The sequence below is a fragment of the Williamsia sp. z34 genome, assembly GCF_059553395.1.
Genome location: NZ_JCANWW010000004.1, coordinates 255,154 through 278,482 on the forward strand (window position 1 = coordinate 255,154; position 23,329 = coordinate 278,482).

The following is a 23,329-nucleotide window of genomic DNA, read 5'->3' on the forward strand; positions in this document are numbered from 1 at the left end:
ATCAGGCCGGCTTCTGTAGGTACAGGATCACGCTCTTGCCGATCACCGGGTTCAGGATCTGCTCCCCCACCCGGGTCAGCTTCGGCGCGCTCATCATGTCCCACACCAGGAGCTTGTGGTAGGCCTTCACCAGCGGGTTGTCGTTCTTCTCCACGCCCACTGCACATTTGAGCCACCAGTACGGCGCGTGCAGTGCGTGGGCATGGCCTGTTCCGGTCACCTCGAGTCCGGCATCACGCAGTTTGCCGGCGAGTTCGGATGCCTTGTAGATCCGGATGTGCCCGCCCTCGTTGGCGTGGTATTCGTCGGAGAACGCCCAGCACACCTTCTCCGGCCAGTACCGCGGGACCGTCACCGCGGCCAGACCACCGGGCTTGAGGATGCGCGCCATCTCCGCGATGGCGTCCGTGTCGTCCGGGATGTGTTCGAGGATCTCCGACATCAGGACCACATCGAACTCGCCGTCGGCGTACGGAAGCCGCAGTGCGTCACCGACTTCGGCGCGCGCCTTGGACGAGGCCGGAACCTGGCCCTCGGCGATCATGGCGTCGAACATCTCCGCGACCGCGGCCATGTCGCTCTCCGACTGGTCGAAGGCGATCACGTCGGCACCACGCCGGAACATCTCGAACGAGTGCCGTCCCTGCCCGGCCCCGATGTCGATCGCCTTGCAACCCGCTCCGACCCCGAGTCGATCAAAATCAACGGTTAACATCGCTGCCCCCTAGTGCCCGAACGTTTCTGACTGGTTGAACTCATCGATCGCCTGCTGATAATTCTGAGCGGTCTTGGCGGCAACGGCCGACCAACTGTACCGGTCCTCGACCCGGGCGCGACCACCGGCGCCGAGACGATCCCGTAGTTCCTTGTTGCCGAGCAGCGACCCCAAAGCGGTTGCCAAAGCGCCCGAATCCATCGGCGGCACCAAGATCGCCGCCTCTTCCGCCTCCCCGACCACCTCGGGGATCGCACCGGCGCGGGTGGCCACCAACGGGGTCCCGCAGCTCATCGCCTCGACCGCGGGCAACGAGAATCCCTCGTACAGGGACGGCACGCAGGCGACTTCGGCCGAGGCGAGCAACGCCGCGAGCTCGTCGTCGTCCAGGCCCGAGACGACCTCGACCGAATCACGGATCGCGAGCTCGTCGATCCGGGTGTCCGACGGTCCGCCGGGGACCAGCTTGGAGACCAGCTTGAGCTCGACGTGTCGTTCGGCGCGCAGCTTCGCGACCGCTTCGAGTAGGTAGGACACGCCCTTGAGCGGGGCGTCGGCACTGGCGACACACACGATGCGGCCGGGCACGCGCTGCGCCCCGGGCCGGAATTGCTCGGTGTCGACCCCGAGCGGGATCGTCGTCAGCCGGCCTTCGGGGATGCCGAAGGCCTTGCGGATGTCGACCTCGCTGCTGCGGGACACCGTGAGCAGGCGCGGAATCCGGCGGGCCACGCGGCCCTGCATCGCCAGGAAGCCGTGCCAGCGTCGCGCGGTGATCTTGCGCCACCCCTTCGCCGCCTTCACCGCGAGCTCCCGGTCCCGGGTGATCGGGTGGTGAATGGTCGCCAGGACCGGCAATCCGTCGCGCTCGATCTGCAACAGCCCGTAGCCCAGACACTGGTTGTCGTGGACGACGTCGAAATCGTCGGTCCGACGTCGCAGGAGCCGGGCGGCACGCAAACTGAAGGTCAGTGGCTCGGGGAATCCCGCGGTCCACATCGTCAGCACCTCGAGGGCGTCGATCCAGCTCTTGATCTCCCACGGCCACGGTGTCCGGAACGGATTGACGTCGTTGTAGAGATCCAGGCTGGGCACCTTCGTGAGCGTGACGCCCGCGGCGATCGCCTTGTCATCCAGGTCGGGGTACGGCTGGCCCGAGAAGACCTCGACCTGATGTCCGAGCAGGGCGAGTTCCCGTGACAGATGACGCACGTACACGCCCTGTCCACCACAATGAGGCTTACTTCGGTAAGACAGCAGTGCTACGCGCATTGTGACCTTTCGTGCCGGGCCTGGTGGCCGTAACCGTATCCGTCGGAGAACGTGCCCTGCTGGTTCGACAGAACACTGCCGGGGCCGGCCGGATTCATCCGGCCGGCCCCACATCGGTTGCCTAGGCCTTGGCGGCAGCCTCCATGGCCTCGATGCTGACGAGCTTGATCCGTCGTCGTCCTGCTTCTTTGCCCGCGGTGCGTTCGGCGAGATCTATCTTCTTCCAGCCGGCGCCATCGATCCGGTCGGCACCCCGCTCCGCGATCAGTGCGGGGATCTCCTCCCGCGATTTCACCGGGTCGGACAGTTTGCCCTCGGTGAAGTCGGCGATGACGGCCAGCGCGGTCTCCTGACCACACAGCCGGTTCATGCCGATCCCGCCCGTGGCCCCGCGCTTGATCCAGCCGGTGACGTACACGCCCTCGACCCGATCACCGCCGGGCGATTCGAGCACCCGGCCGCCGGTGTTGGGCACCACGCCCTGACCGCCGTCGAACGGCACCCCCTGCAGCGGCAGACCGGTGTAACCGATCGCCCGCATCACCACACCGGCAGGCAGATCGAACTCTTCACCCGTGGGCCTGATCGCCACCCGGCTCGATGCCGGCCGTGGCGCGTCGCCGGAGTTGTCCGCCGACTCGTCCGGGGCGTTCACGAACTCGTTGCGGGCGCAACGGACCGTCTCGACCCCCTCACTCGAGCCCTTGATGGCCAGCGGCGACACCAGATATCGGAACACCACCCGCTTGTTTCCCTCGGTCGGTACGCGCGCCGCGAACTCCTCGGCGATCCGCACCTTGGTGGCGATCGTCGAGTCGAGGGTTCCGGCGTCGCGGGCAGCCTGGTTGGCCGCATCGAGCACGAGCTCGTCGGGATCGATGATCACGTCGACCCCGTCCATGTCGCCCATCGCGAGGAACTCCGAGTTGGTGTACGCGCCCTGTGCCACACCGCGACGGCCCAGGATCACGACCTCGGAGACATTACTGCTGCGCAGCTTCTCCAGGGCGTGGTCGGCGATATCGGTCTTGGCGAGCTTGTCGGGGCTGTCCAGCAGGATCCGGGCCACGTCGAGGGCGACGTTGCCGTTGCCCACCACGACCACCCGCTCCGCGGAGAGGTCGAAGTCGCGATCGGCGTAGTCGGGGTGGCCGTTGTACCAGGCCACGAAATCGGTCGCGGCAATGCTGCCGGGCAGATCCTCGCCGTCGATGCCCAGATGCTTGTCCGTCGAGGCACCGTGTGCGTAGATGACGGCGCCGTAGTGGTCGGTCAGGTCGTTGTGATCGAGATGCTTACCGACCTCGACATTGAGGTAGTACTCGAAGGTCCGCTTGGCCGCGGTGGACGCGAAGGTCTTCTCGACACCCTTGGTGGACGGATGGTCCGGGGCGACACCGGCGCGCACCAGGCCGTACGGGGTCGGAAGGCGATCGAACATGTCGACCCGGATCGAGCTGTGCCGAACCAGTTCCTCGGCCGCATAGAAGGCGGCAGGCCCGGCCCCGATGATCGCGACGTGGAGCTCTTTGTCGGCCGGTAGCGGCGGCTTCTTACGCGGGGCCACCAGCCCACCCGACACATCGTGGTCGGTGTAGTAATCCGCGTTGATCTGGAGGTAGCGCTCCTGGCCCTCATCGAGCGCATCGTCCGGGAAGATCGCCTCCACCGGGCACTCGTCGATGCATGCACCACAGTCGATGCATGTGTCCGGATCGATGTACAACATCTCCGCAGTGGCGAACTCCGGCTCATCCGGCGTCGGGTGAATGCAGTTCACCGGACAGACGCTGATGCAACTGGCATCGTTGCAACAAGGCTGCGTGATCACGTGTGCCATACGGCCCCTACCTCGACTACTCTCGTCGTTCCAAAAAATGGAACCTGTTCCAATTTTTACCCTGTATTCGCCCGGCCGCCAACTACCGGGCCGCGACGAGGAGTTTCTCTTCAGTCCCCGCGACCGAGTAGACGTGTCAGAGGTCATCTTGCGACAGCTTCTGTTACGCCGGTCCCACAAAGGTAATGCCACCCGCCCGATTACGAGAAGCCCATATGCTGCGATCCTGGTGTCGAGCTTCGCAGGCGCCCCGGTTGCCGCGACGGAAAACGAAAGGACCCGAAATGCCGGATTCGCCGATCGACGCTGCACTGAACCCCATCGAGCTGCCGGATATCAAGGCCGGCGCCCGTCATTTCGAATCGAATTACCGGGTCCGGACGGGTGATGTCGACCAGTCGATGCGATTGCGGTTCGACGGTTTGACTCGTTATCTCCAGGACGTGGCCAACGACAACCTCGAGGCGACCGACTTCCACGTGTCCGATCCGTTCTGGATCGTCCGGCGCACGGTGATCGACGTGATCCGGCCCATCTCCTGGCCGGCGAACGTGAAACTGGAGCGCTGGTGCGGCGCGTTGTCGACCCGCTGGACCAACATGCGGGTGCGGGTCACCTCGACCCACGAGACCAATCGGTTCAACCCGGAACCTCGCGAAGACGGCCTCATCGAGACCGAGGCGTTCTGGATCAACGTCAACGACCAGGGAATGCCCTCACGGCTGACCGACGAGGCGTTCGAACTGCTGAGCCGCTCGACCGACGAGCATCGACTGCGGTGGAAGTCGATGAACACCGCCACCGCGCCCGAGCCGTCGGCGACCGACCGGCCACATACGCTCCGGGCGACCGACTTCGATCCGTTCAAGCATCTGAACAACGCCGCGTACTTCGCCGTGGTCGAAGACGAACTGCTCGACCACGAGGACCTTCTCAAGGGCCCGCATCGCGTCGTCATCGAATATCTGCGTGCCATCCAGCCCGGAGCGACGGTGACGATCCGGCGCCGCCGCGAAGATGATCAGCTCCGGCTGTGGCTGATCGACGGCGACCAGGTGGCCGCGACCGTCACCATCACCAAGCGTCCCGCCTGATCACTGCCGCATCACTGGCCGCCGCCGAGCAGTATTTCCATCAACTTGGTCGGCGCCGCACAGGGATCGCCGATCGGTGTGGTGCTGCGTGGCTCGACGAACCAGGTGTAGATCCCGCCGCCGGGCGCCCGGGCGGTGATCCCGCATGATGCCGGACGGGCCGGGTTCACCTGCGTGAACGCGGTGACGCTGGCGACCTTCACGTTCTCGGTGGTGTAGCCGAGTTCTTTGGCCGTCGACTTCTCGACCTCGATGTCGCCCCATTCGAACCAGTTGAACGTGACCTCGGTGACGACCGGGCCGTTGACCGTCCACCGGCAGATCGCACCGAAGAAACTCGGTTCGGCGAGCGTGCCGCCGACGGCGTTCGCGATGGATTCCGGCGCGATGATCTCGCACTCGTAGAGCAGCCGTTTGTAGTCGTCGGTGTCGACGTTCCCGTCGGCGGTGCCACCACCGCCGCCGATTGCGGTGGCGTCCCCGTCCACTGCCCGGGTACAGCCCGCGAGCAGCGCGACCGCAGCCAGCACGGCCATCACGAGCGGTGCGACCCCGCGGCGGGTCATGTGGCGTTCTCGATCGATCGGGTGGCCAGCGTCTTGGCCACCTCACAGATCTCGGCCCGGCTCGGATACGCCTGCCCCGGCGACTGGAGGCCGTAGGTGACGGACCACTCGAAGAAGTCGGCACCGAATTCGATACCGATCTCGCAGATACCCTCGCTCGATCCGATGAACCCGCTGTGCCCGTCGATGGTGATGTCCTCGATCACGTCGCGGGAGAGCTGGATGGTGGCACGTTCGCGGCCGATCGGGCTGCCGCGATACCAGTTGAACGACAGCTGCGGCCCGAGTTGCTCTTGGGCAGTGACCCATTCGCACACCGATGGGTTGTTGATCGTGTTCGTCAGACCGGCGATCTTGGAGACCGCGGCGACGTCTTCGGTGGTGACACCGCCACATTCACCGAAGAACGGGCCCTGGCCGGCCTTACCGGTGGGTGCGTCCGCCCTGGTTGTCCGGTCGGTGTCGGCGGAGTTGTCATCGGAGCAACCCACCATCATGAGCATCGCCGCGAACGCCGCCAGCGTCACCGCCCCGATCCGATTCCTGCGCGCCGAGGTCATCACAGATTGCAGTGTAGAGAAGTGTTCGTGCCGTCGGCCTGATCAGCTGACATCTTCTCGACCGAGCAGCCGGTCCGTCTCGCGCCGTTCGCGTTTGGTGGGACGGCCGGTCCCCCGATCCCGCCGGGGCAGCGAGGCGAGCAGTTCCTTGGGTGGTGGAGGTGGGCTGTGGTCGATGAAGCACTCCGCCGCAACCGGTGGACCGACCCGTTTGGACACGACCCGGGCGACCTCCACGATCCGATCGCGACCGGCGACCCGGATCCGGATCTCGTCGCCGACCGCCACGTGTTGTGCCGGCTTGGCCGGGGTTCCGTTGACCTTGACGTGGCCACCGCGACAGGCGGATGCGGCGGCCGACCGGGTCTTGGTCAGCCGGACCGACCAGATCCAGCTGTCGACCCTGGTGCTCGGTTGCGCGCCGGGCATCAGTTACTGAGCAGTTTCCAGAGGGTGGCGCCGCCGGCGATGACCCCGACGATCAGGGCTATCCAGAAGTTGGTGATGATCCACAGGACCCCGAAGACGATCACCGCGGGGGCCAGGGCGAACAACACCATCCCCGGATGCGCGGCGACGGTCTGTTTCATCGCCCGGGTGCGGGCTCTGTCGATTTCTTTGGCCATGGCTCCTCCTCGACCGGGCGCGACCTCGGCAGTCGCACGCAGCCCAGTCTACGGAGGATCACCCGGTGCGAGGAACATCCGATCGAGGGGGCGGTTCAGCCACGGACGAGGAGTTCGGCGTCATCGAGCCGATACGGCGGTGCTCCGACGCCGGTGATCCGCACGGTGCCCCACGGCGTGACCTCCGCGAGGCGCGCCGGTACCGGTTCGGCGGAATCGACCGCGACCTCCACCGCGCTGACCCGGGCGTCCTTGAGCGCGCGGGCCTGTTCACCGAAGACGATTCCGGCCCAGTGGTATTGGCCGTCGAGCGGGTCGAGGTAGCCCTGGACCCGGATCCGGGCGACGAGCTGCTCGTCCTCGTGGCCGATCTGCGCCGGCCCGTCGTAGACGCCCTCATCCCGGATGTCGGCGGAGCTGAAGTCGTAGTCGAAGGGATCGAAACGCCGGAGTTCACGGGATCGTTTGCGCTCACCGCCGTTGGCCCGGACGTACCCGAGCCAGGACCGTTCGATCGGCACCCGCACCTGCACCCGGCTCGAACCGGATGTTGCCAGTTCGTCGATGGCCGCCCCGATGTAGTCGACGGAGGAAGCATCGACGTGGAAGAGGTTGGCCTGCCGGCTGCTGACCACGCCGAGGTAGTTGTCGTCGGGCGCCACATTCGAGGTGATCAGGATCCGGCTGTGGTTCTCGTCGTCCCAGAGGTCGCTCGTGGCGTCGAACTCCCCGACCGCCGCCACGTCCGTGACCGCGATGTCGAACTGCGATCGGCGCAGACGCTCCGCCATCGCCGACATCACCGGTCCCGCGCCGATCAGGCCCACGCGTGGCCCGCTCATCCGAGGAACCCGGCCTTGCGCCACGCGCCTCGGGAGAACCGGGTCATCAGACCGTTGTCCTCGAGGAACTGCGCGAGGTCGGCGAACCCGAGCCGCTGCATCTGGTGAAAGTTCGGATTGCTGCGGGCAGCCCGGGTGGCCTCGCGTTTGTCCAGACCCGCCCGTGCGTACATGGCCGGGTTGGTGAAGAGGTACTTGAACCGCATCGCGGCCAGTCCGTGCAGGTTCGCGGCCACGAACCGCTCCCAGCGTCCGCGGGTGCTGCGGCGGCGGACAATGCCGTCCCTGGCGAAACCGATGTGCCGCGACTCTTCGGTGACGTGGATACGCATCAGCCGCGAGACCAGCGGTTGCAGCTCGGGGTCGTCCAGCATCTCCCGCTGTAGGGCGTCGAAAATCTCCTCGCCGACCAGCGCGGCGACCCACATCAGCGAACCCCGCAATCCGAAGGGAAGCACCAGCATGATCATTCGTTCCCACCCGGCCATGCCGTAGGAGCGGGCGCCGCTGCGTTCGATGGCGCGCCCGAACATCACCATGTGGCGGCATTCGTCACCCATCTCGGTCAGGGCGTAGTGACTGACCGACGACGCCGGATCCTGTTTCAGAAGTCGTTGCAGCAGAGACCGATTGAGCAGGTTCTCGAACCAGATGCCGATCGAGAGGATGTTTGCGAGCTCCTGCCGGGACACCTCGATCCGCTGCTCGGTGGTGAGGGTGTTCCACAGGTCGGTGCCGTACAGGCTGCAGATCCGCGGGGGCAGAAAATACTTGTCCGGGTCGAGGGGCGCATCCCAGTCGAGGTCGACGACCGGTGAGTACGACCGCTTGACCGAACCGCTGAGCAATCTCGCGGCGATCGCTTCACGACCACCGGACGCCTCGGATTTCTGGGCTGCGGAACGGGATCGGGCTGGCGCTGACATCGGGCCTCCTGATGGCGGGGTAGCGGTTCGCTGAACCCGACGCTATTCGCCACCTCACAATGTGTCAATGGTCACTGTCACATAAACCAGTGGCGACGTTGGGGGACGGCACCTACCGGGCCGCGCGTGGGCCCTGCTGTTGAATAGGGGGATGCCCAGCGACTTCCCAGACGACGACCCCATCGCCGAGGCTCGACGGAACTGGGAGGCGGCCGGATGGGGTGACGTGGCCGTCGGCATGCAGGCCGTGACATCGGTGATGCGGGTCCATCAGATCCTGCTCGCCCGGGTCGAGTCCGTTCTCAAGCCGTGGGGACTGAGCTTCTCGCGATTCGAACTGCTGCGTCTGCTCGCGTTCAGCCGGCGAGGCGCACTACCGATCACCAAGGCCAGCGACCGTCTCCAGGTGCACGTGACATCGGTGACCCATGCGATCCGCCGCCTCGAGGAGGCCGGCATGGTCCGCCGCGTACCGCACCCGACGGACCGCCGCACCACACTCGTCGAGATCACCGATTCCGGGCGCGAGACGGTCGAAGAAGCAACCCTGGCGCTCAACCGCGAGGTCTTCGGCGACGTCGGGATGACCGAGTCCCAGGCCAATTCACTGGTCAAATCCATCAACGCGGTACGCAAGCACTCCGGCGACATCTGACGATGGATGCCGAGCTCTCCTCGAACCCATACTCGTGAGGGCTCCGAGAGTGGTGGCCGAGGCCCGAGGGTGAGGGCACAACTTCGCTCACCGTTCTCACGCCCGCGCGGTCTGCAGACGGCGCGGGTGTGAGTTCGGTGAGCGAAGTGGTGGTGCGAGATCGATCAGCGCAGGGTTTCGATGATGGCGCTGAAGTCCTTGGCGCCATGCTCGGTTGCGTAATCGGCATACAGCGTCGCGGCATGCTCACCCAGCGGGGCGATCGCACCGGTCGACTCGACCGCGGCCATGGCCAGGCCGAGGTCCTTGTTCATCAGAGCGGTGGCGAACCCGGGCTTGAAGTCGTTGTTCGCCGGTGATGTCGGAACCGGTCCGGGCACTGGACAATTGGTGTGGACCGCCCAGCAGTTCCCGGTGGCGCCGGTGATCACGTCGAAGAGCGCCTGAGCTTCCAGGCCCAGCTTCTCGGCGAGTACGAACGCCTCACCGATCGCGATCTGCTGCACGGCGAGCACCATGTTGTTGCAGACCTTCGCAGCCTGCCCCGCGCCCGACCCACCGCAGTGGATCACCTTGCTCGCCATCGGATCCAGGATGCTCTGTGCGGCCACGAAGGCTTCGTCGCTGCCACCGACCATGAAGGCCAATGTGCCGGCATCCGCACCCTTGACACCACCGGAGACCGGCGCGTCGAGCTGCGCGAATCCGTGGTCGGCCGCCTGCTGATGCACCGCGCGGGCCTCCTCGACCGAGATCGTCGAGGAATCGATGAGCAGCGCACCGGTTTTGGTACCGGGCAGGATCTGCGAGTAGCAGTCGACGACGGCCTTGCCGTGCGGCAGCATCGTGATCACGACGTCGGCGTCGGCCACCGCCTCGATCCCGCCGGCGAACACCTCGATGCCGTTGGCGGTGGCGGCCGCGGACGCCTCCGGCGACGGATCGAAACCGTGCACGGTGTGTCCGGCCTTGACCAGGTTCTTGGCCATGGGTCCGCCCATGTGGCCCAGACCGAGAAACGCGATAGTGCTCATAGGTATTGCCCCTTTGTCGACTTGTCGGCCTCTGCCCGGCCGATCACAACCCGCATGATCTCGTTGGTGCCTTCCAGTATTCGGTTCACCCGGAGGTCACGGACGATTTTCTCCAGACCGTATTCCTTCAGGTACCCGTACCCACCGTGCAACTGCAGCGCCTGGTCGGCGACCTCGAAGCACGTGTCGGTGACGTAGCGCTTGGCCATCGCACACAGCTCAACCTTGTCCGGATGGTCGGCGTCGAGCGCGCCGGCGGCCTTCCAGAGGATGAGCCGCGACGTCTCGAGTGAGGTGGCCATGTCGGCGAGCGTGAACCGGATGGTCGGTTCGTTGATCAGCTTGCCGCCGAAGGCTTCCCGGTCCGAGACGTAGGTGATCGCCTTGTTGTAGGCCGCCTGCGCCCCACCGAGCGAACAGGCCGCGATGTTGATCCGGCCCCCGTTCAGACCGTTCATCGCGATGCCGAATCCCTTGCCTTCTTCTCCACCGAGAAGATTGGCGGCCGGCACCCGGGCACCCTCCATGATCACCTGCGCGGTGGGCTGAGCGTTCCAGCCCATCTTCTGCTCGTTCACACCGAAGGACAGGCCCGGGGTGTCCGACGGCACGATGAACGTCGAGATGCCGCGTGGCCCTTCGACACCCGTGCGGGCCATGATGATGTACACGTCGGAGACGCCACCACCGGAGATGAACTGCTTCACCCCGTCGAGGATGTAGTGGTCGCCGTCCCGAACGGCCTTGGTACGCAACGCCGCAGCGTCACTTCCCGCGGCCGGCTCGGTGAGACAATAGCTCGCGATGGCCTCCATCGAAGCCATCTTCGACGCCCAGTTCTGGCGCTGCTCGTCGGTTCCGTAGGAATCGACCATCCACGTGCACATGTTGTGGATCGACAGGAACGCGGCAGTGGTCGGATCGGCCTTGGCCAATTCTTCGAAGATCCGGACACCGTCGATCCGACGGAGTCCACTGCCACCCACGTCCTCGCTCGTGTAGATCCCGGCCATGCCGAGTTCGGCGGCCTCGCGCAGTTCCTGCGCCGGGAAGTGCTTGCGCTCATCCCAGTCGAGGGCGCTGGGCTCCAGACGCTTGCGCGCGAAGGCCGCCGCGGTATCGACGATGACCTTGTCGTCCGCGCTCAGATCGAACGGCGAAAAGGTCTCAGCAGACATCGACCGGCCTCAGTCCATCGTCGGGATGACGAACTCGGCGCCATCCTTGATGCCCGAGGGCCAGCGGGTCGTGATCGTCTTGACCTTGGTGTAGAAGTTGATCGAGGCGGTTCCGTGCTGATTGAGATCGCCGAATCCGGAACGCTTCCAGCCACCGAAGGTGTGGTAGGCCACCGGCACCGGGATCGGCACGTTGACGCCGACCATGCCGACCTGCACCCGCGAGGTGAAGTCGCGTGCGGCGTCGCCGTCCTGGGTGAAGATCGCAACACCGTTGCCGTACTCGTGGTCGGTCGGAAGGGCCAGTGCCTCTTCGTAATCGGCCGCGCGGACGATGCAGACGACGGGTCCGAAGATCTCGTCGGTGTAGATCGTCTGATCCTTCTTCACGTGATCGAAGAGGGTGGGTCCGATGAAGTAACCCTCTTCCAGGCTCTCACCGTCGAAGGTCAGGTCGGTGGCAGCGCGCTCGCGGCCGTCGATGACCAGTTCGGCGCCGGCGTCCACACCCTGCTGGATGTAGTCCTTCACCCGCTCGAGGGCAGCCTTGGTGATTAATGGGCCGTAGTCGGCCTTGATGTCGTGGCTGTGGCCGACGCGCAGAGCGTTGACCTTGTCGATCAGCTTCTCGCGCAGGCGATTTGCGGTGGCCTCACCGACCGGCACGGCAACCGAGATGGCCATGCAACGCTCGCCGGCGCTGCCGTAACCGGCACCGATCAGCGCGTCGACAACCTGATCGAGGTCGGCGTCGGGAAGGATGATCATGTGGTTCTTGGCGCCACCGAAGCATTGCGCGCGCTTACCGTTTGCCGCAGCGGTGGAGTAGATGTACTGCGCGATGTCGGAGCTGCCGACGAAGCCGAAGGCCTGGACGTCCTGGTGGTTCAACAGGCCGTCGACGGCCTCCTTGTCACCGTGGATGACCTGGAAGACACCGGCGGGCAGACCGGCCTCGAGGAACAATTCGGCCAGGCGGACCGGCACCGAGGGGTCGCGCTCGGAGGGCTTGAGGATGAACGCGTTGCCGCAGGCGAGCGCGGGGCCGGCCTTCCACAGGGGGATCATCGCCGGGAAGTTGAACGGCGTGATGCCGGCGACCACGCCGAGCGGCTGACGAACCGAGTGCACGTCGATGCCGGTGCCGGCGCCTTCGGTGAACTCACCCTTGATCAGGTGAGGGATGCCGATGGCGAACTCGATGACCTCGACGCCGCGCTGGATGTCGCCCTTGGCGTCGGGGATGGTCTTGCCGTGCTCGATGGACAGCAGCTCGGCGAGCTCGTCCATGTTCTGGTTGACGAGGTCGACGAAGCGCATCATCACGCGAGCGCGACGCTGCGGGTTCCACGCCGCCCACACCTTCTGCGCCTGCACCGCACTGGCGACGGCGGCGTAGATGTCCGCCTGGTTGGCCATGGGAACGGTGGCCTGCACCTTGCCGGTGCTGGGATTCATCACATCAGCCGTGCGGCCGCTGGTTCCGGCGGTGCGGGCGCCGTCCACGAAGTGCTCGATTTGCCTGGTCATGGGGTCCTCACAAGTCATCTACGAACGTGTTGTCTCGATCACTATATACTAGGACTTCCTAGTAATGCGAGGGTTCGTAGATGACCTGCGGGAAGGACTACCCGGTCTTGCGGCGGAACTGGTGCGGGCCACCCTCCGGACCGTGCTGACCACCGGCTTTGGAGCCGGCGTCCTTGTGGTCTTCCGCCAGTTTGCCCTTCTGGTTCTTGCGCTCGAGGGCTTCGCGGAACTTGCGTTTGGTTTCTGAATCGGCAGTCATGCCATATCCCTTCATTGGGGTCCTCTTGCGAGCCTATCCACCGCAGAATGCGATGTCAGGCGATTTTCCTGCGGTCCGGCTCAGCCCGAGTGGGGCCGGTGAACCGTGGTGCGCTCCACCGATCCGTCCGCGGCGAAGTACTGCCACTCCCCCGTCTTCTTGCCATCTACCCGATGTCCGCGATCGATGAGGTTCCCTTCGGGACTCCATCGCTCCCAGAGACCGGTTTTCTCACCGTCGACGAAGGTCCCCTTTTGCAGCAGACCTCCGTTTTCCCGATACCAGATGCTCTCGCCGTGGAGGATGCCGAAACGATAGTTCGCCTCCCAACGGACTGTGCCGTCACGAAAGTAGTACCGCCACAGTCCTTCTCGACGACCGTTGTGGTAACTGCCGACGGAATCGCCCTTTCGCGCGTCGACTTCGCGCCACAGTCCGGTTTTGTGGCCCTTCGGGTCACGGGCATTCTCGGGCTGCTGGCCGGCGTCGGGTTTCATCCACCCAGGCTACCGAGCGTTACGGGTCGTCCATGACCACCGGACCAAATTTCGCTAGCATCACGGACTGGGTACGACCTGCCCGACGGCTGAACTGTCGCCATCAGGGGTACCCTCAGTCGGCACTGATCCACGTAGAAAGAGATGAAATGTCTGTTGTGATCCTGTACGGCAGCGAGACCGGCACGGCGGAACTCGTGTCCGATGCGATCTCCGACGTCCTGGCCGGACAGCACGATGTCTCGATGTACGACATGTCCGACTTCGCGGTCGAGGACCTCACGTCCGACGACTTCCTCGTGGTGGTCTGCTCCACCTACGGCGAAGGTGAACTGCCCACCGGCGCGGAGCCGTTTGCCGAGGCCCTCGACGACGAGAAGCCCGATCTGACCGGGCTGCGTTTCGCAGTCTTCGGACTCGGCGACAGCGTCTACGACGACACCTTCAACCGCGGCGGCGAGATCATGGCCGAGAAACTGACCGAACTCGGCGCGAGCCAGGTCGGCGAGCACGGACGCCACGACATGTCGTCGAAGGTTGCCGCAAAGGTGCAGGCCAAAGAATGGGCCGAGGGCATCACGAAGGTCATCGGTTCCTAAAGGTCGAGCTCCGCTGCGCTTCGTCTCCTCCTGAACTCCGTCTCGCCGCCCCCGTCCGGCATCGCGGATTACGCTGCGAACATGTCGACAACAACAGTGGTGGCAGACCTGGTGGCGGCGTTGCCGGACGGCGTGGTCGTCACCGATCCCGACATCGTGGCGGCCTACCGGCAGGACCGGGCCGCTGATCCCGACGCCGGGACCGCGCTCGCCGTGGTCCGGGCGACCAGCACCGCCGACGTCCAGGCCACTGTCCGATGGTGCGCGGAACATCAGATCCCGGTGATCCCGCGGGGCGCCGGAACCGGGCTGTCCGGCGGCGCCACGGCATTGTCCGGTGGCATCGTGCTGACCACCGAGAAGATGCGCGACATCACCGTCGACCCGGTGACCCGGACCGCGATCTGCCAGCCCGGTCTGCTCAACGCCGAGGTGAAGGCCGCGGTCAAGGAGCACGGACTCTGGTATCCGCCGGACCCCTCGTCCTTCGAGATCTGCTCCATCGGCGGCAACGCCGCCACCAACGCCGGCGGCCTGTGCTGTGTCAAGTACGGCGTCACCGGCGACTACGTCCTCGGCCTCGAAGTGGTCCTCGCCGACGGTCGCGCCGTCCGGCTCGGCGGACCTCGACTCAAAGACACCGCCGGGCTGTCACTGACCAAACTGTTCGTCGGCAGCGAGGGCACCCTGGGCATCATCACCGAGGTCACCCTGCGCCTGTTGCCGCCACAACCGCCCGCCTCCACGGTGGTGGCGTCGTTCGCATCGGTCCACGCCGCATCGAAGGCGGTATTGGCCATCACCTCCACCATCCGCCCGGCGATGCTCGAGTTCATGGACAAGGTGACGATCAACGCCGTCGAAGATCACCTCAGGATGGGCCTGGACCGCAGCGCCGGAGCATTGCTGGTCGCCCAATCCGACGCACCCGGCGCCGCTGCGGCCGCCGAGGTCGCCGTCATGGAACAGGCGTTCACCGACTGCGGGGCCACCGAGGTGTTCTCCACCACCGATCCCGACGAGGGTGAGGCATTCACCGCCGCCCGCCGCTTTGCGATCCCCGCCATCGAGAAGATCGGCCCACTGCTCCTCGAAGATGTGGGCGTACCGCTGCACAGGCTGCCCGATCTGATCGACGGCATCGAGGCGATCGCCGCCAACCGCCGGGTGCTCATCTCGGTGATCGCACACGCCGGCGACGGCAACACCCATCCGCTGATCGTGCACGACCCCACCGACGCCGACGAGACGGCCCGGGCCAATGCCGCGTTCGGAGAGGTGATGGACCTGGCAATTGCGTTGGGCGGCACCATCACCGGCGAGCACGGCGTCGGCAGGCTCAAGAAGGGCTGGCTGCCGAATCAGCTCGGCGACGACGTCATCGAACTGACCCGGCGCATCAAGGACACCCTCGATCCGCTCGGCATCCTCAATCCCGGAACCATGCTGTAAAGCTCGACCTCCGCTCGCATTCGCGCCACTTACCTGCGTTCGCGCCGGTTGCAACCGGCGCGAACGCAGGTAAGTGGCGCGAACTTTTGGGGTTGGGGGCCGCCGGGCGTCAGGTGTCGGACAACGACTCCAGCAGCCGCAGCCACACCTCGCTCACCGACGGATACGACGGGACCGCATGCCACAGGGTGGCGATCGGTACCCGCCCGACGATCGCGATGGTTGCGGCGTGGAGCAGTTCGTCGACCTCGGGTCCGGCAAACGTGGCACCGACGATGACGTCGGCCCGTCGGTCGATCACCAGCCGGGCCCGCCCGGAGGCGTCGTCACGCAGCAACCCGAATCCGGCGACCGACGACATGTCGACGTCGGCGAGCTTCACGTCGATTCCCTTGGCGTTCGCCTCCCGTTCGGTCAGCCCGACGCTCGCCACCTGCGGGTCGGTGAACACCACCTGCGGGACCGGCACGTCGACGGGCACCGGAGGCGGGATCCGGTTCTCGGCGTGGGCGGCGATGGCGTGACCGACATTGCGGGCCTGATACTTACCCCAATGTGTCAGCGCCGGACCGCCACTGGCATCGCCCACCCAATAGAGCCACGACGCATCCTCGTTGACCGAATCAAGGCCGATACCCTTACGCGCCGGCGCTCTGCCGGTGGCCACCAGGATCTCGTCGGCCGTGATCGACTCGCCGTCGACCACAACGGTCACCGCGTCGCCGTGGATCCGGCCGACCCCGGTATCGGCCGCGACGGGACGGACCACCTCGGTCACCTCCACGTTGCGACGAACATCGACGCCACTGTTGATCAAGCCCTGCGCGACGAGTTCACCGGCAAACGGCTCGGACTTCCCGAGCAGCGGGCCCCGGGCCAGCAGCGTGACCTCGGTGCCGAGCGCGGCCATCCACGTCGCGGCTTCACAGGCGACGACACCGCCACCGACGACGATCAGCGACGCCGGGATCTCCCGGACACCGGTGGCATCGCGGGATGTCCAGGGGTACGCCGAGGCGTAGATGCTCGGGATGACGGGGGTGCTCCCGGTGGCGACGACAACGGCCTCCCGCGCCTTGATGGTCTTGCTGCGCCCGCCGTTGTCGACCTCGACCGTGCGCTTGCCCCGCAGGATCCCGTGACCCCGGACGACGTCGATGCCCAGGCCCTGGGCCCACTCCACCTGGCCCTCGTCCTCGTAGTCTTTCACCCACTCGTCACGGCGGCGCATCAGTTCTTCGGGAAGGATCTTCTTCCCGACCTTGATGCCGGCGAGGTGACGGGCAGCGGCGTGGACGGCGACCGGCCGAAGCATCGCTTTGCTGGGCATACAGGCCCAGTAGGAACATTCACCGCCGAGGAGTTCGTGCTCGATGATCACCGCGGTGCGGGACGATCCGGCGACCGCATATTGCGCCGCGACCTCCCCGGCCGGGCCGCCACCGATCACCACGACGTCGTACTCGGTCTCTGCCATCACCCCACCTTGCCACTGTGGGCGAACGTGTTCCAGACCTGCGGATCACTCAGTCGGGTGCGCTGCCCCCGGAGGCGGGCGCAGGTCTCTTCACCAGGTCGACTTCGAACTCGGTCTCGCGTTCGGCGGCGTGCCGCGCCAACACGAACACCGCGCGGAGCATCGTCACCAGTGCGACCCCGGCGACGACACCCTCGATCCAGTTGACATCGATCCGCTCGCCGAGGATCAGCACGCCCATCGCCATGGCGACCGCGGGCTCCCACACCGTCATCGCCGGGAACGACGTCTGCAGGTCGTGGGCCGCGAACGCCAGCTGCTGGGTGACCACCGACCCGGAGGCGACGAGCAGGATCAGATAGAGCTCCGGATGGATCAGGATCTCGACGAAACCGTCCTCGAGCTGAGTCATCACACCTTTGAGCAGGAATGCCTGCACGCCGGTGAGCAGGCCAGAGGCGGAGCCCAACAGCAGCGCCCGATGGTGGGACGAGACGAACTTCGAAGCCACGACCAATGCGGCCAGGACGGCGATCACCACCACGATCGTGCCGGCGAGTGTCCCCGCCGAGACGTGGCCCAGGCCCGCTTCCGGCTGCGCGATCACCACGAAGGCGGCAATGCAAACCGTCAGGATGATGCCCCATTTCCACTCGTGGAAATTGAGGCGCCGATGGTCGAGATAGGCCTCCATGGGCAATGCGAACAGGACCGACAGGACGATCAGCGGCTGCACCAACAGCAGCGATCCCATCCCGAGCGCGGCGGCCTGCAGGGCGAACCCGCCGGCCGCGATCACCACCCCCAGCCACCACCGTTTGGTGATGCCACCCGATGGGGTGGACGAGCGCTGGCGCACGAGAGTCCCGCTGGCGACGAGCAAGGCCGAGAGCGTCGCCAACAGCGCCGGGAGGAACAAATGCACGGTCCCGACATTACTTGCCGACAGTGGGAGAAAGCTGAGAGCGACGGCCCCTTGTGAGCCAATCGGCAACAACGTCAGGATGAACTCCGTGCATCTGGGTACTCGTCACCCTGCGACCGTCGCCGTGGCGGCTGATAATCGAGTAGCCCTGTCCGTATCAGAGAGGTGCCACCATGTCCTTGGCCGACTACACCGAATCCGAACTCGACCTCGACCTGCGCTGGTGGGACGCCGCCAACTTTCTGACCGTCGCGCAAATCTACTTGCAGGACAACGTCTTGTTGCGGGAGCCGCTCAAGACCGATCACATCAAGCCGCGTCTTCTGGGCCACTGGGGCACCAGCCCCGGACTCTCGGCGATCTACACACTGCTCAATCGCCGGATCCGGGACACCGGATCGAAGTGGCTGTACATCACCGGGCCCGGCCACGGTGGACCGGCATTGGTGGCGTCGACGTACCTCGAAGGCACGTACAGCGAGATCTATCCGCACATCTCCCGCGACTCGGACGGCGTGCAGGCCCTGTGCCGGCAGTTCTCGACACCGGGCGGCGTCCCGAGTCACGTCAGCGTCCAGACGCCCGGCTCGATCCATGAAGGCGGCGAACTCGGATACGCGTTGATCCACGCCGCGGGCGCGGCGTTCGACAACCCCGAACTGGTCGTCGCCTGTGTGGTCGGTGACGGCGAGGCCGAGACGGGTCCGTTGTCGGGGTCGTGGAAGATCCCGGCCTTCCTGAATCCGGTGCGCGACGGCGCGGTGCTCCCGATCCTGCATCTCAACGGCGCCAAGATCGCCGCGCCCACCGTGCTCGGCCGGACCAGCGATCGCGACATCGAGGCCTATCTGTCCGGGCAGGGCTGGGCGCCGGTGTTCGTCGAGGGCCACGATCCGCGCCAGGTGTTCACCGACCTCGCCCGGGCACTGACCGACGCCCACGACGAGATCGCGAACATCCAGGCCGACGCGCGCACCGGGGTGCCCAGCGGCAACAAGTGGCCGGCCATCGTGCTTCGGACACCCAAGGGATGGACCGGTCCGCACACGGTCGACGGCAAACTGATCGAGGGCACGCATTGGAGCCATCAGGTTCCGCTCTCCGGTGTGCGCGAGAATCCTGAACACCTTGCGCTCCTTGAGGAGTGGCTTCGTAAATACCGTCCGGACGAACTGTTCGACGCAGACGGGACACTCGTTCGCGAGCTCGCCGAACTGGCCCCGACGGGCGACTTGCGGATGGGTGCGACCCCGTACGCCAATGGTGGCCGCAATCTCGTCCCGCTGAGGATTCCCCCGCTCGAGTCGTATGCGTTGCAGATCGATGCCCCCGGCGCCACGTCGTACGAGACCACCAAGGTTCTCGGTGAGCTGATGCGCGACATCTATCGCGACAACTCCACCGCCGACCACGGCGGCAACTTCCGGCTGTTCAGTCCGGACGAGACCGCGTCGAACCGTCTGCAGGCCGTCTTCGAGGAGACCGACCGGTGCTGGCAACTACCGCGCACCGAATACGACGATGGGCTCTCACCCGAAGGCCGGGTCATGGAGGTGCTCAGCGAGCATCTCTGTCAGGGGTGGCTGGAGGGCTACCTGCTGACCGGCCGCCACGGTCTGTTCGCCACGTATGAGGCGTTCGCGATGGTCAGTGTGTCGATGCTGGTCCAGCACGCCAAGTGGCTGCAGCATGCGGCGGCGCTGCCATGGCGCGAACCGGTGGCGTCGTTGAACGTCCTGCTCACCAGCACCTGCTGGCGCAACGACCACAACGGCTTCAGCCACCAGGGCCCCGGCATGATCGACGCCGTCATCCCGCTCTCGCCCGAGGTGGTCCGGGTCTGGTTGCCGCCGGACTCCAACACGTTGCTGTCGGTGGCCGATCACTGCTTCCGCAGCAAGGACCACGTGAACGTGCTGGTCGTCGACAAGCAGTCCCATCCGCAGTACCTGACCCTCGAGCAGGCCAATGAGCACTGCGCCGCCGGGGCCTCGATCTGGGAATGGGCCGGCACCGAGACCTCCACGGTGGGCGTCGACGGCGAACCCGACATCGTGCTGGCCTCCGCCGGCGACGTACCGACCCAGGAGATCCTCGCCGCGGCCCACCTGCTGCGGGAATGGGTGCCGTGGCTGCGCGTCCGGATGGTGAACGTCATCGACCTGATGGTGCTCCTGCCCCAGAACGATCACCCGCACGGCCTGCCCGAACAGGCCTTCATCGACCTGTTCACCGCCGACACCCACGTCGTCTTCGCGTTCCACGGATACCCGCGCGCAATTCACCAACAACTCCACGGACGCACCAACGCCGAGCGTTTCCACGTCCGCGGGTTCAACGAACAGGGCACCACCACAACGCCTTTCGACATGGTGGTGCTCAACAAGATGAGCCGTTACCACCTGGTGCTCGAAGCGCTGCGGCGCACCAGGCGGGTGCCGGAGAAGACTGCCGAGCTCGCCGAGTTCTGCCAGGCCCAACTGCAGCGACACCACGACTACGTCCGCGAACACTTCGAGGACATGCCGGAGATCCGCGAGTGGCAGTGGTCCTGAGTCGCTCGACGGAGCGGCCTCGGCGACGAGGGCGCCGGATCTGCGGCCCCGCGCCATCGCCCGAACCTACCTCGCGGTCCGACCGCCACGATCATTCCATCCGGAAACATGCTGGTCGGCGCGCCGACTGGCCGTTGTCCGAAAAGTAGGGCACCCTGGATCAGGTGAGTGGCCTTTCCGCATCGACGCGAGCGATGCTTCGTGATGACCTGGAGCGGCTGATGACGCTGAGCCGAGACCAGATCGAATGGGCGTGCTCCGACACCACCGCACTGGCCGAGCTCATCGGATTCGGATTCGACGAGGTTGTCGAGCTGCGGGAGAACGCCGAGCTCGAATGGCTTCGCGGCCACCCCGAGTGCGCACAACACCTCGAACAAGAAGCCTCCGCCTGGAACGCCACGGTGCGACTTCTCCGTACCGCGCTGGCGCAGTCCCGCAGTGCGGCGGGCACCGGTCGGCATCGCCGCACGGCCTGATCGTCTCCGGATTTCCTTGACCGGCGGGCTACCGTCGAACCTGTGAGTCGAACACTGATCCTGATGCGGCACGGCAAATCGGACTATCCCGACGGCGTGATGGACCATGAACGCCCCCTGGCCGAACGTGGCCGTCGAGAGGCTGCACTGGCCGGCCGGTGGATGGTCGACTCCGGGCTTCGCGTCGACCACGTGCTGTGCTCCACCGCCACCAGGACCCGGCAGACACTCGAACGTACCGGCATCAACGCCCCGACCACTTACGTCGACGAGATCTACGGCGGCGATTCCGACGACGTCTGCGAGGCCATCCGGATCTACGTCCCGGCCGGTGCCGAGACGGTCCTGGTGGTCGGGCACGAGCCGGGTATGCCGGCGACCGCGGTCGCACTCGACCCCGACGCGCCCATCCCGCGGTTTCCGACGTCGGCGTACGCGGTGCTGAGCATCGAGACCCCCTGGGGCGAGATCGGATTGACGCCAAATCCCGGCAATCGCATGGTCAAGATGGTGATTCCGCGGGATTGACCGGCACTCGGGGCCGGCTCTACCCGACCTGGGCGCGTTCCAGGATCGGCGCGAGGTCCAGTCCTTCCGGCAAGGTTCCGTACGCCCCGGCCCAGTCACCACCGAGTCGCGTGGCGGCGAAGGCTTCCGCCACGGTCGGGTGTCCGTGCCGCAGCAGCAGGGATCCCTGCAGCGCAATGCATATCGACTCCGCGATACGGCGCGCGGTGGGTTCTGCGGCGGTGACCAGCTGCTTCTTCAACGCGGCCAGGTACGTGTCGTACCTGTCGTCGAGTCCGGTCGCGCGGTCCAATTCGTCGAACAGAGCGTCCACCGACTTCGGAGCGGTGGCCATGGCGCGCAACGTGTCGAGTGCGCTGACGTTGCCGCTGCCCTCCCAGATCCCGTACAGCGGGGCCTCCCGATACAGCCGCGGCATCCCCGAGTCCTCGACATAGCCATTGCCACCAAGGCATTCCATCGACTCGGCCACGTGGGCGGTGGCCCGTTTGCACAGCCAGTACTTGGTGGCCGGGAGTCCGATCCGCCGCAGCAACGTCTCGGTGTCGTCACCGCGTTCGGCGGCATCGGTGGCACCGGCCATCCGCATCGACACCATCGTCGCGGCCTCGGACTCGATGGCCAGGTCGGCGAGCACGTTGCGCATCAGGGGCTGGTCGATCAGGTACTCACCGAACACCTTCCGGTGCCGGGCGTGATGGATCGCCTGCGTGAGACCATGCCGCATGTTGCCTGCACTGGCCAGCGCACAGTCGAGTCTGGTCAGGTTCACCATCTCGATGATGGTCCGTACGCCGCGGCCCTCGTCCCCGACCAGCCACGCGATGGCACCGTCGTACTCCACCTCCGACGACGCGTTCGCGTGGTTGCCGAGCTTGGCCTTCAACCGCTGCAGCCGCATTCGGTTGCGCGTGCCGTCCGGCAGCACCCGCGGCAGGAAAAAGCACGACAGCCCACCCGGCGCCTGGGCGAGTACCAGGAACACATCGGACATCGGCGCCGAGGTGAACCACTTGTGCCCGGTCAAGGTGTAGCTGCCATCCGAATTGGGCTGCGCGCTGGTCTGATTGGCCCGGACATCGGAGCCGCCCTGCTTTTCCGTCATCGACATCCCGGCGATCAGGCCCGCCTTGCCCGACGGAACCGACAACGTCGGGTCATAGCTGCGCGAGCTCAGCAGCGGCTCGTAGATCGCGGCGAGCTCAGGATTGTGACGGAGCGCCGGAACCACCGCATAGGTCATCGAAATCGGGCAGACGTGGCCGGCTTCGACATTCCAGACACCGAGTTTGGCGGCGCGCACCACATGGGCACCGGCCCGGGCGTCGGCCCACGGCGAACCGTGCAACCCGTGCCCGACCGCCACCTCCATCAACTGGTGGTAGGCGGGATCGTATTCGACCTCGTCGATGCGATGTCCGTACCGGTCGTGGGTCCGCAGCACCGGTTCATTGCGATCCGCGAGTTCACCCCATCTCTGCGCCTGCGCCGTTGCGGCGATGGCACCGAGGGCCGTGACCTCGTCGGCACCCCACGCGCCACCTTCTCGAACCAGCGACTCCGACAGCGCGGGGCTGGTCGCCGGGTTATATCCGACCAGCGGCGGAACCTGATTGAACACTTCATGTGTATCGACCATCACACCATCGTCCCACTCACCGAATGGTGCGTTCTCCGAACCCTTCGACGTCGCTATTGTCTGATTGGCACGGGTTTACGT

The 23,329-nt window shown here is 65.9% G+C and carries 24 protein-coding genes; 7 read left to right on the forward strand and 17 right to left on the reverse strand.

Annotated elements, in window-relative coordinates; all coding sequences use genetic code 11:
• Position 1: 1 nt before the first annotated feature.
• The 3 genes from AC51GT_RS12405 to AC51GT_RS12415 all read right to left on the reverse strand — a co-directional run bounded on the left by AC51GT_RS12405 (position 2) and on the right by AC51GT_RS12415 (position 3,827).
• Positions 2–715: a class I SAM-dependent methyltransferase gene (locus tag AC51GT_RS12405; protein WP_496323172.1), complete on the reverse strand. Its 714-nt coding sequence runs from the start codon at positions 713–715 to the stop codon at positions 2–4.
• Positions 716–724: 9 nt separating this feature from the next.
• Entirely contained in the window at positions 725–1,987 is a 1,263-nt protein-coding gene (locus AC51GT_RS12410) for a glycosyltransferase family 4 protein (RefSeq protein ID WP_496323171.1), read from the reverse strand.
• A 121-nt stretch (positions 1,988–2,108) separates the two neighbouring features.
• Entirely contained in the window at positions 2,109–3,827 is a 1,719-nt protein-coding gene (locus AC51GT_RS12415; protein ID WP_496323170.1) for an FAD-dependent oxidoreductase, read from the reverse strand.
• A gap of 284 nt (positions 3,828–4,111) precedes the next feature.
• Here AC51GT_RS12415 and AC51GT_RS12420 point away from each other — a divergent pair, with 284 nt between their 5' ends.
• A complete protein-coding gene (locus AC51GT_RS12420) occupies positions 4,112–4,921 on the forward strand; it encodes an acyl-[acyl-carrier-protein] thioesterase (RefSeq protein WP_496323169.1) in 810 nt (269 codons plus the stop codon).
• Between the two features lie 11 nt (positions 4,922–4,932).
• Here AC51GT_RS12420 and AC51GT_RS12425 read toward each other — a convergent pair whose 3' ends face one another.
• The 6 genes from AC51GT_RS12425 to AC51GT_RS12450 form a co-directional block, all read right to left on the reverse strand.
• Positions 4,933–5,487 carry a DUF3558 domain-containing protein gene (locus AC51GT_RS12425; RefSeq protein WP_496323168.1) on the reverse strand — a complete coding sequence of 185 codons (555 nt, stop codon included), beginning with the start codon at positions 5,485–5,487 and terminating at the stop codon, positions 4,933–4,935.
• Positions 5,484–6,047: a DUF3558 domain-containing protein gene (locus AC51GT_RS12430; protein WP_496329098.1), complete on the reverse strand. Its 564-nt coding sequence runs from the start codon at positions 6,045–6,047 to the stop codon at positions 5,484–5,486. The genes AC51GT_RS12425 and AC51GT_RS12430 overlap by 4 nt, the downstream gene beginning before the upstream one ends.
• A gap of 42 nt (positions 6,048–6,089) precedes the next feature.
• Positions 6,090–6,476, reverse strand: coding sequence for an RNA-binding S4 domain-containing protein (locus AC51GT_RS12435; protein WP_496328944.1), 387 nt, complete (start codon positions 6,474–6,476; stop codon positions 6,090–6,092).
• The gene (locus AC51GT_RS12440) at positions 6,476–6,673 is read right to left on the reverse strand and encodes a hypothetical protein (RefSeq protein WP_496323166.1); all 198 of its coding nucleotides are present in this window, start codon (positions 6,671–6,673) and stop codon (positions 6,476–6,478) included. The genes AC51GT_RS12435 and AC51GT_RS12440 overlap by 1 nt, the downstream gene beginning before the upstream one ends.
• A gap of 95 nt (positions 6,674–6,768) precedes the next feature.
• Positions 6,769–7,515: a DUF4873 domain-containing protein gene (locus tag AC51GT_RS12445; RefSeq protein WP_496328945.1), complete on the reverse strand. Its 747-nt coding sequence runs from the start codon at positions 7,513–7,515 to the stop codon at positions 6,769–6,771.
• Complete coding sequence (locus AC51GT_RS12450) at positions 7,512–8,441, reverse strand: AurF N-oxygenase family protein (protein WP_496328946.1); 930 nt, start codon at positions 8,439–8,441, stop codon at positions 7,512–7,514. Before AC51GT_RS12450 ends, AC51GT_RS12445 begins: the two co-directional genes overlap by 4 nt.
• Positions 8,442–8,592: 151 nt before the next feature.
• Here AC51GT_RS12450 and AC51GT_RS12455 point away from each other — a divergent pair, with 151 nt between their 5' ends.
• Positions 8,593–9,096, forward strand: a complete 504-nt coding sequence (locus tag AC51GT_RS12455; protein WP_495514828.1) for a MarR family transcriptional regulator — start codon at positions 8,593–8,595, stop codon at positions 9,094–9,096.
• Positions 9,097–9,260: 164 nt separating this feature from the next.
• Here AC51GT_RS12455 and mmsB read toward each other — a convergent pair whose 3' ends face one another.
• The 5 genes from mmsB to AC51GT_RS12480 all read right to left on the reverse strand — a co-directional run bounded on the left by mmsB (position 9,261) and on the right by AC51GT_RS12480 (position 13,594).
• Positions 9,261–10,130, reverse strand: coding sequence for a 3-hydroxyisobutyrate dehydrogenase (gene mmsB, locus AC51GT_RS12460; RefSeq protein ID WP_496328947.1), 870 nt, complete (start codon positions 10,128–10,130; stop codon positions 9,261–9,263).
• Positions 10,127–11,308 (reverse strand): acyl-CoA dehydrogenase family protein, encoded by a 1,182-nt coding sequence (locus AC51GT_RS12465; protein ID WP_496328948.1) that lies wholly within the window; start codon positions 11,306–11,308, stop codon positions 10,127–10,129. Before AC51GT_RS12465 ends, mmsB begins: the two co-directional genes overlap by 4 nt.
• 9 nt (positions 11,309–11,317) lie before the next feature.
• Positions 11,318–12,838, reverse strand: coding sequence for a CoA-acylating methylmalonate-semialdehyde dehydrogenase (locus AC51GT_RS12470; RefSeq protein ID WP_496328949.1), 1,521 nt, complete (start codon positions 12,836–12,838; stop codon positions 11,318–11,320).
• 97 nt (positions 12,839–12,935) lie between these two features.
• The gene (locus AC51GT_RS12475; protein ID WP_496323160.1) at positions 12,936–13,097 is read right to left on the reverse strand and encodes a DUF5302 domain-containing protein; all 162 of its coding nucleotides are present in this window, start codon (positions 13,095–13,097) and stop codon (positions 12,936–12,938) included.
• A gap of 80 nt (positions 13,098–13,177) precedes the next feature.
• Positions 13,178–13,594 carry a toxin-antitoxin system YwqK family antitoxin gene (locus tag AC51GT_RS12480; RefSeq protein WP_496323159.1) on the reverse strand — a complete coding sequence of 139 codons (417 nt, stop codon included), beginning with the start codon at positions 13,592–13,594 and terminating at the stop codon, positions 13,178–13,180.
• A gap of 149 nt (positions 13,595–13,743) precedes the next feature.
• Between AC51GT_RS12480 and AC51GT_RS12485 the strand changes: the two genes are divergently transcribed.
• Both AC51GT_RS12485 and AC51GT_RS12490 read left to right on the forward strand, forming a co-directional pair.
• Complete coding sequence (locus tag AC51GT_RS12485) at positions 13,744–14,193, forward strand: flavodoxin domain-containing protein (RefSeq protein ID WP_496323158.1); 450 nt, start codon at positions 13,744–13,746, stop codon at positions 14,191–14,193.
• Between the two features lie 81 nt (positions 14,194–14,274).
• Entirely contained in the window at positions 14,275–15,645 is a 1,371-nt protein-coding gene (locus tag AC51GT_RS12490; protein ID WP_496328950.1) for an FAD-binding oxidoreductase, read from the forward strand.
• A 109-nt stretch (positions 15,646–15,754) separates the two neighbouring features.
• On the opposite strand, the gene AC51GT_RS12495 is transcribed toward AC51GT_RS12490, so the two are convergent.
• Both AC51GT_RS12495 and AC51GT_RS12500 read right to left on the reverse strand, forming a co-directional pair.
• A complete protein-coding gene (locus tag AC51GT_RS12495) occupies positions 15,755–17,122 on the reverse strand; it encodes a dihydrolipoyl dehydrogenase family protein (protein ID WP_496328951.1) in 1,368 nt (455 codons plus the stop codon).
• 49 nt (positions 17,123–17,171) lie between these two features.
• Positions 17,172–18,047 (reverse strand): DMT family transporter, encoded by an 876-nt coding sequence (locus AC51GT_RS12500; RefSeq protein ID WP_496323155.1) that lies wholly within the window; start codon positions 18,045–18,047, stop codon positions 17,172–17,174.
• Between the two features lie 173 nt (positions 18,048–18,220).
• On the opposite strand from AC51GT_RS12500, the gene AC51GT_RS12505 reads away from it, so the two are divergent.
• From AC51GT_RS12505 to AC51GT_RS12515, 3 genes are all read left to right on the forward strand, one after another.
• Complete coding sequence (locus AC51GT_RS12505; RefSeq protein ID WP_496328952.1) at positions 18,221–20,602, forward strand: phosphoketolase family protein; 2,382 nt, start codon at positions 18,221–18,223, stop codon at positions 20,600–20,602.
• A gap of 164 nt (positions 20,603–20,766) precedes the next feature.
• Positions 20,767–21,081: a hypothetical protein gene (locus AC51GT_RS12510; protein ID WP_496323153.1), complete on the forward strand. Its 315-nt coding sequence runs from the start codon at positions 20,767–20,769 to the stop codon at positions 21,079–21,081.
• Between the two features lie 63 nt (positions 21,082–21,144).
• A complete protein-coding gene (locus AC51GT_RS12515) occupies positions 21,145–21,609 on the forward strand; it encodes a SixA phosphatase family protein (RefSeq protein WP_496329099.1) in 465 nt (154 codons plus the stop codon).
• Positions 21,610–21,628: 19 nt separating this feature from the next.
• Here AC51GT_RS12515 and AC51GT_RS12520 read toward each other — a convergent pair whose 3' ends face one another.
• Entirely contained in the window at positions 21,629–23,248 is a 1,620-nt protein-coding gene (locus AC51GT_RS12520) for an acyl-CoA dehydrogenase family protein (protein ID WP_496328953.1), read from the reverse strand.
• Between the last annotated feature and the right edge of the window lie 81 nt (positions 23,249–23,329).

Coding starts and splice junctions, on each gene's coding strand:
- AC51GT_RS12405 (WP_496323172.1), bottom strand. CDS start 715: ATGTTAACCGTTGATTTTGATCGACTCGGGGTCGGAGCGGGTTGCAAG.
- AC51GT_RS12410 (WP_496323171.1), bottom strand. CDS start 1,987: ATGCGCGTAGCACTGCTGTCTTACCGAAGTAAGCCTCATTGTGGTGGA.
- AC51GT_RS12415 (WP_496323170.1), bottom strand. CDS start 3,827: ATGGCACACGTGATCACGCAGCCTTGTTGCAACGATGCCAGTTGCATC.
- AC51GT_RS12420 (WP_496323169.1), top strand. CDS start 4,112: ATGCCGGATTCGCCGATCGACGCTGCACTGAACCCCATCGAGCTGCCG.
- AC51GT_RS12425 (WP_496323168.1), bottom strand. CDS start 5,487: ATGACCCGCCGCGGGGTCGCACCGCTCGTGATGGCCGTGCTGGCTGCG.
- AC51GT_RS12430 (WP_496329098.1), bottom strand. CDS start 6,047: ATGACCTCGGCGCGCAGGAATCGGATCGGGGCGGTGACGCTGGCGGCG.
- AC51GT_RS12435 (WP_496328944.1), bottom strand. CDS start 6,476: ATGCCCGGCGCGCAACCGAGCACCAGGGTCGACAGCTGGATCTGGTCG.
- AC51GT_RS12440 (WP_496323166.1), bottom strand. CDS start 6,673: ATGGCCAAAGAAATCGACAGAGCCCGCACCCGGGCGATGAAACAGACC.
- AC51GT_RS12445 (WP_496328945.1), bottom strand. CDS start 7,515: ATGAGCGGGCCACGCGTGGGCCTGATCGGCGCGGGACCGGTGATGTCG.
- AC51GT_RS12450 (WP_496328946.1), bottom strand. CDS start 8,441: ATGTCAGCGCCAGCCCGATCCCGTTCCGCAGCCCAGAAATCCGAGGCG.
- AC51GT_RS12455 (WP_495514828.1), top strand. CDS start 8,593: ATGCCCAGCGACTTCCCAGACGACGACCCCATCGCCGAGGCTCGACGG.
- mmsB (WP_496328947.1), bottom strand. CDS start 10,130: ATGAGCACTATCGCGTTTCTCGGTCTGGGCCACATGGGCGGACCCATG.
- AC51GT_RS12465 (WP_496328948.1), bottom strand. CDS start 11,308: ATGTCTGCTGAGACCTTTTCGCCGTTCGATCTGAGCGCGGACGACAAG.
- AC51GT_RS12470 (WP_496328949.1), bottom strand. CDS start 12,838: ATGACCAGGCAAATCGAGCACTTCGTGGACGGCGCCCGCACCGCCGGA.
- AC51GT_RS12475 (WP_496323160.1), bottom strand. CDS start 13,097: ATGACTGCCGATTCAGAAACCAAACGCAAGTTCCGCGAAGCCCTCGAG.
- AC51GT_RS12480 (WP_496323159.1), bottom strand. CDS start 13,594: ATGAAACCCGACGCCGGCCAGCAGCCCGAGAATGCCCGTGACCCGAAG.
- AC51GT_RS12485 (WP_496323158.1), top strand. CDS start 13,744: ATGTCTGTTGTGATCCTGTACGGCAGCGAGACCGGCACGGCGGAACTC.
- AC51GT_RS12490 (WP_496328950.1), top strand. CDS start 14,275: ATGTCGACAACAACAGTGGTGGCAGACCTGGTGGCGGCGTTGCCGGAC.
- AC51GT_RS12495 (WP_496328951.1), bottom strand. CDS start 17,122: ATGGCAGAGACCGAGTACGACGTCGTGGTGATCGGTGGCGGCCCGGCC.
- AC51GT_RS12505 (WP_496328952.1), top strand. CDS start 18,221: ATGTCCTTGGCCGACTACACCGAATCCGAACTCGACCTCGACCTGCGC.
- AC51GT_RS12515 (WP_496329099.1), top strand. CDS start 21,145: ATGCGGCACGGCAAATCGGACTATCCCGACGGCGTGATGGACCATGAA.
- AC51GT_RS12520 (WP_496328953.1), bottom strand. CDS start 23,248: ATGGTCGATACACATGAAGTGTTCAATCAGGTTCCGCCGCTGGTCGGA.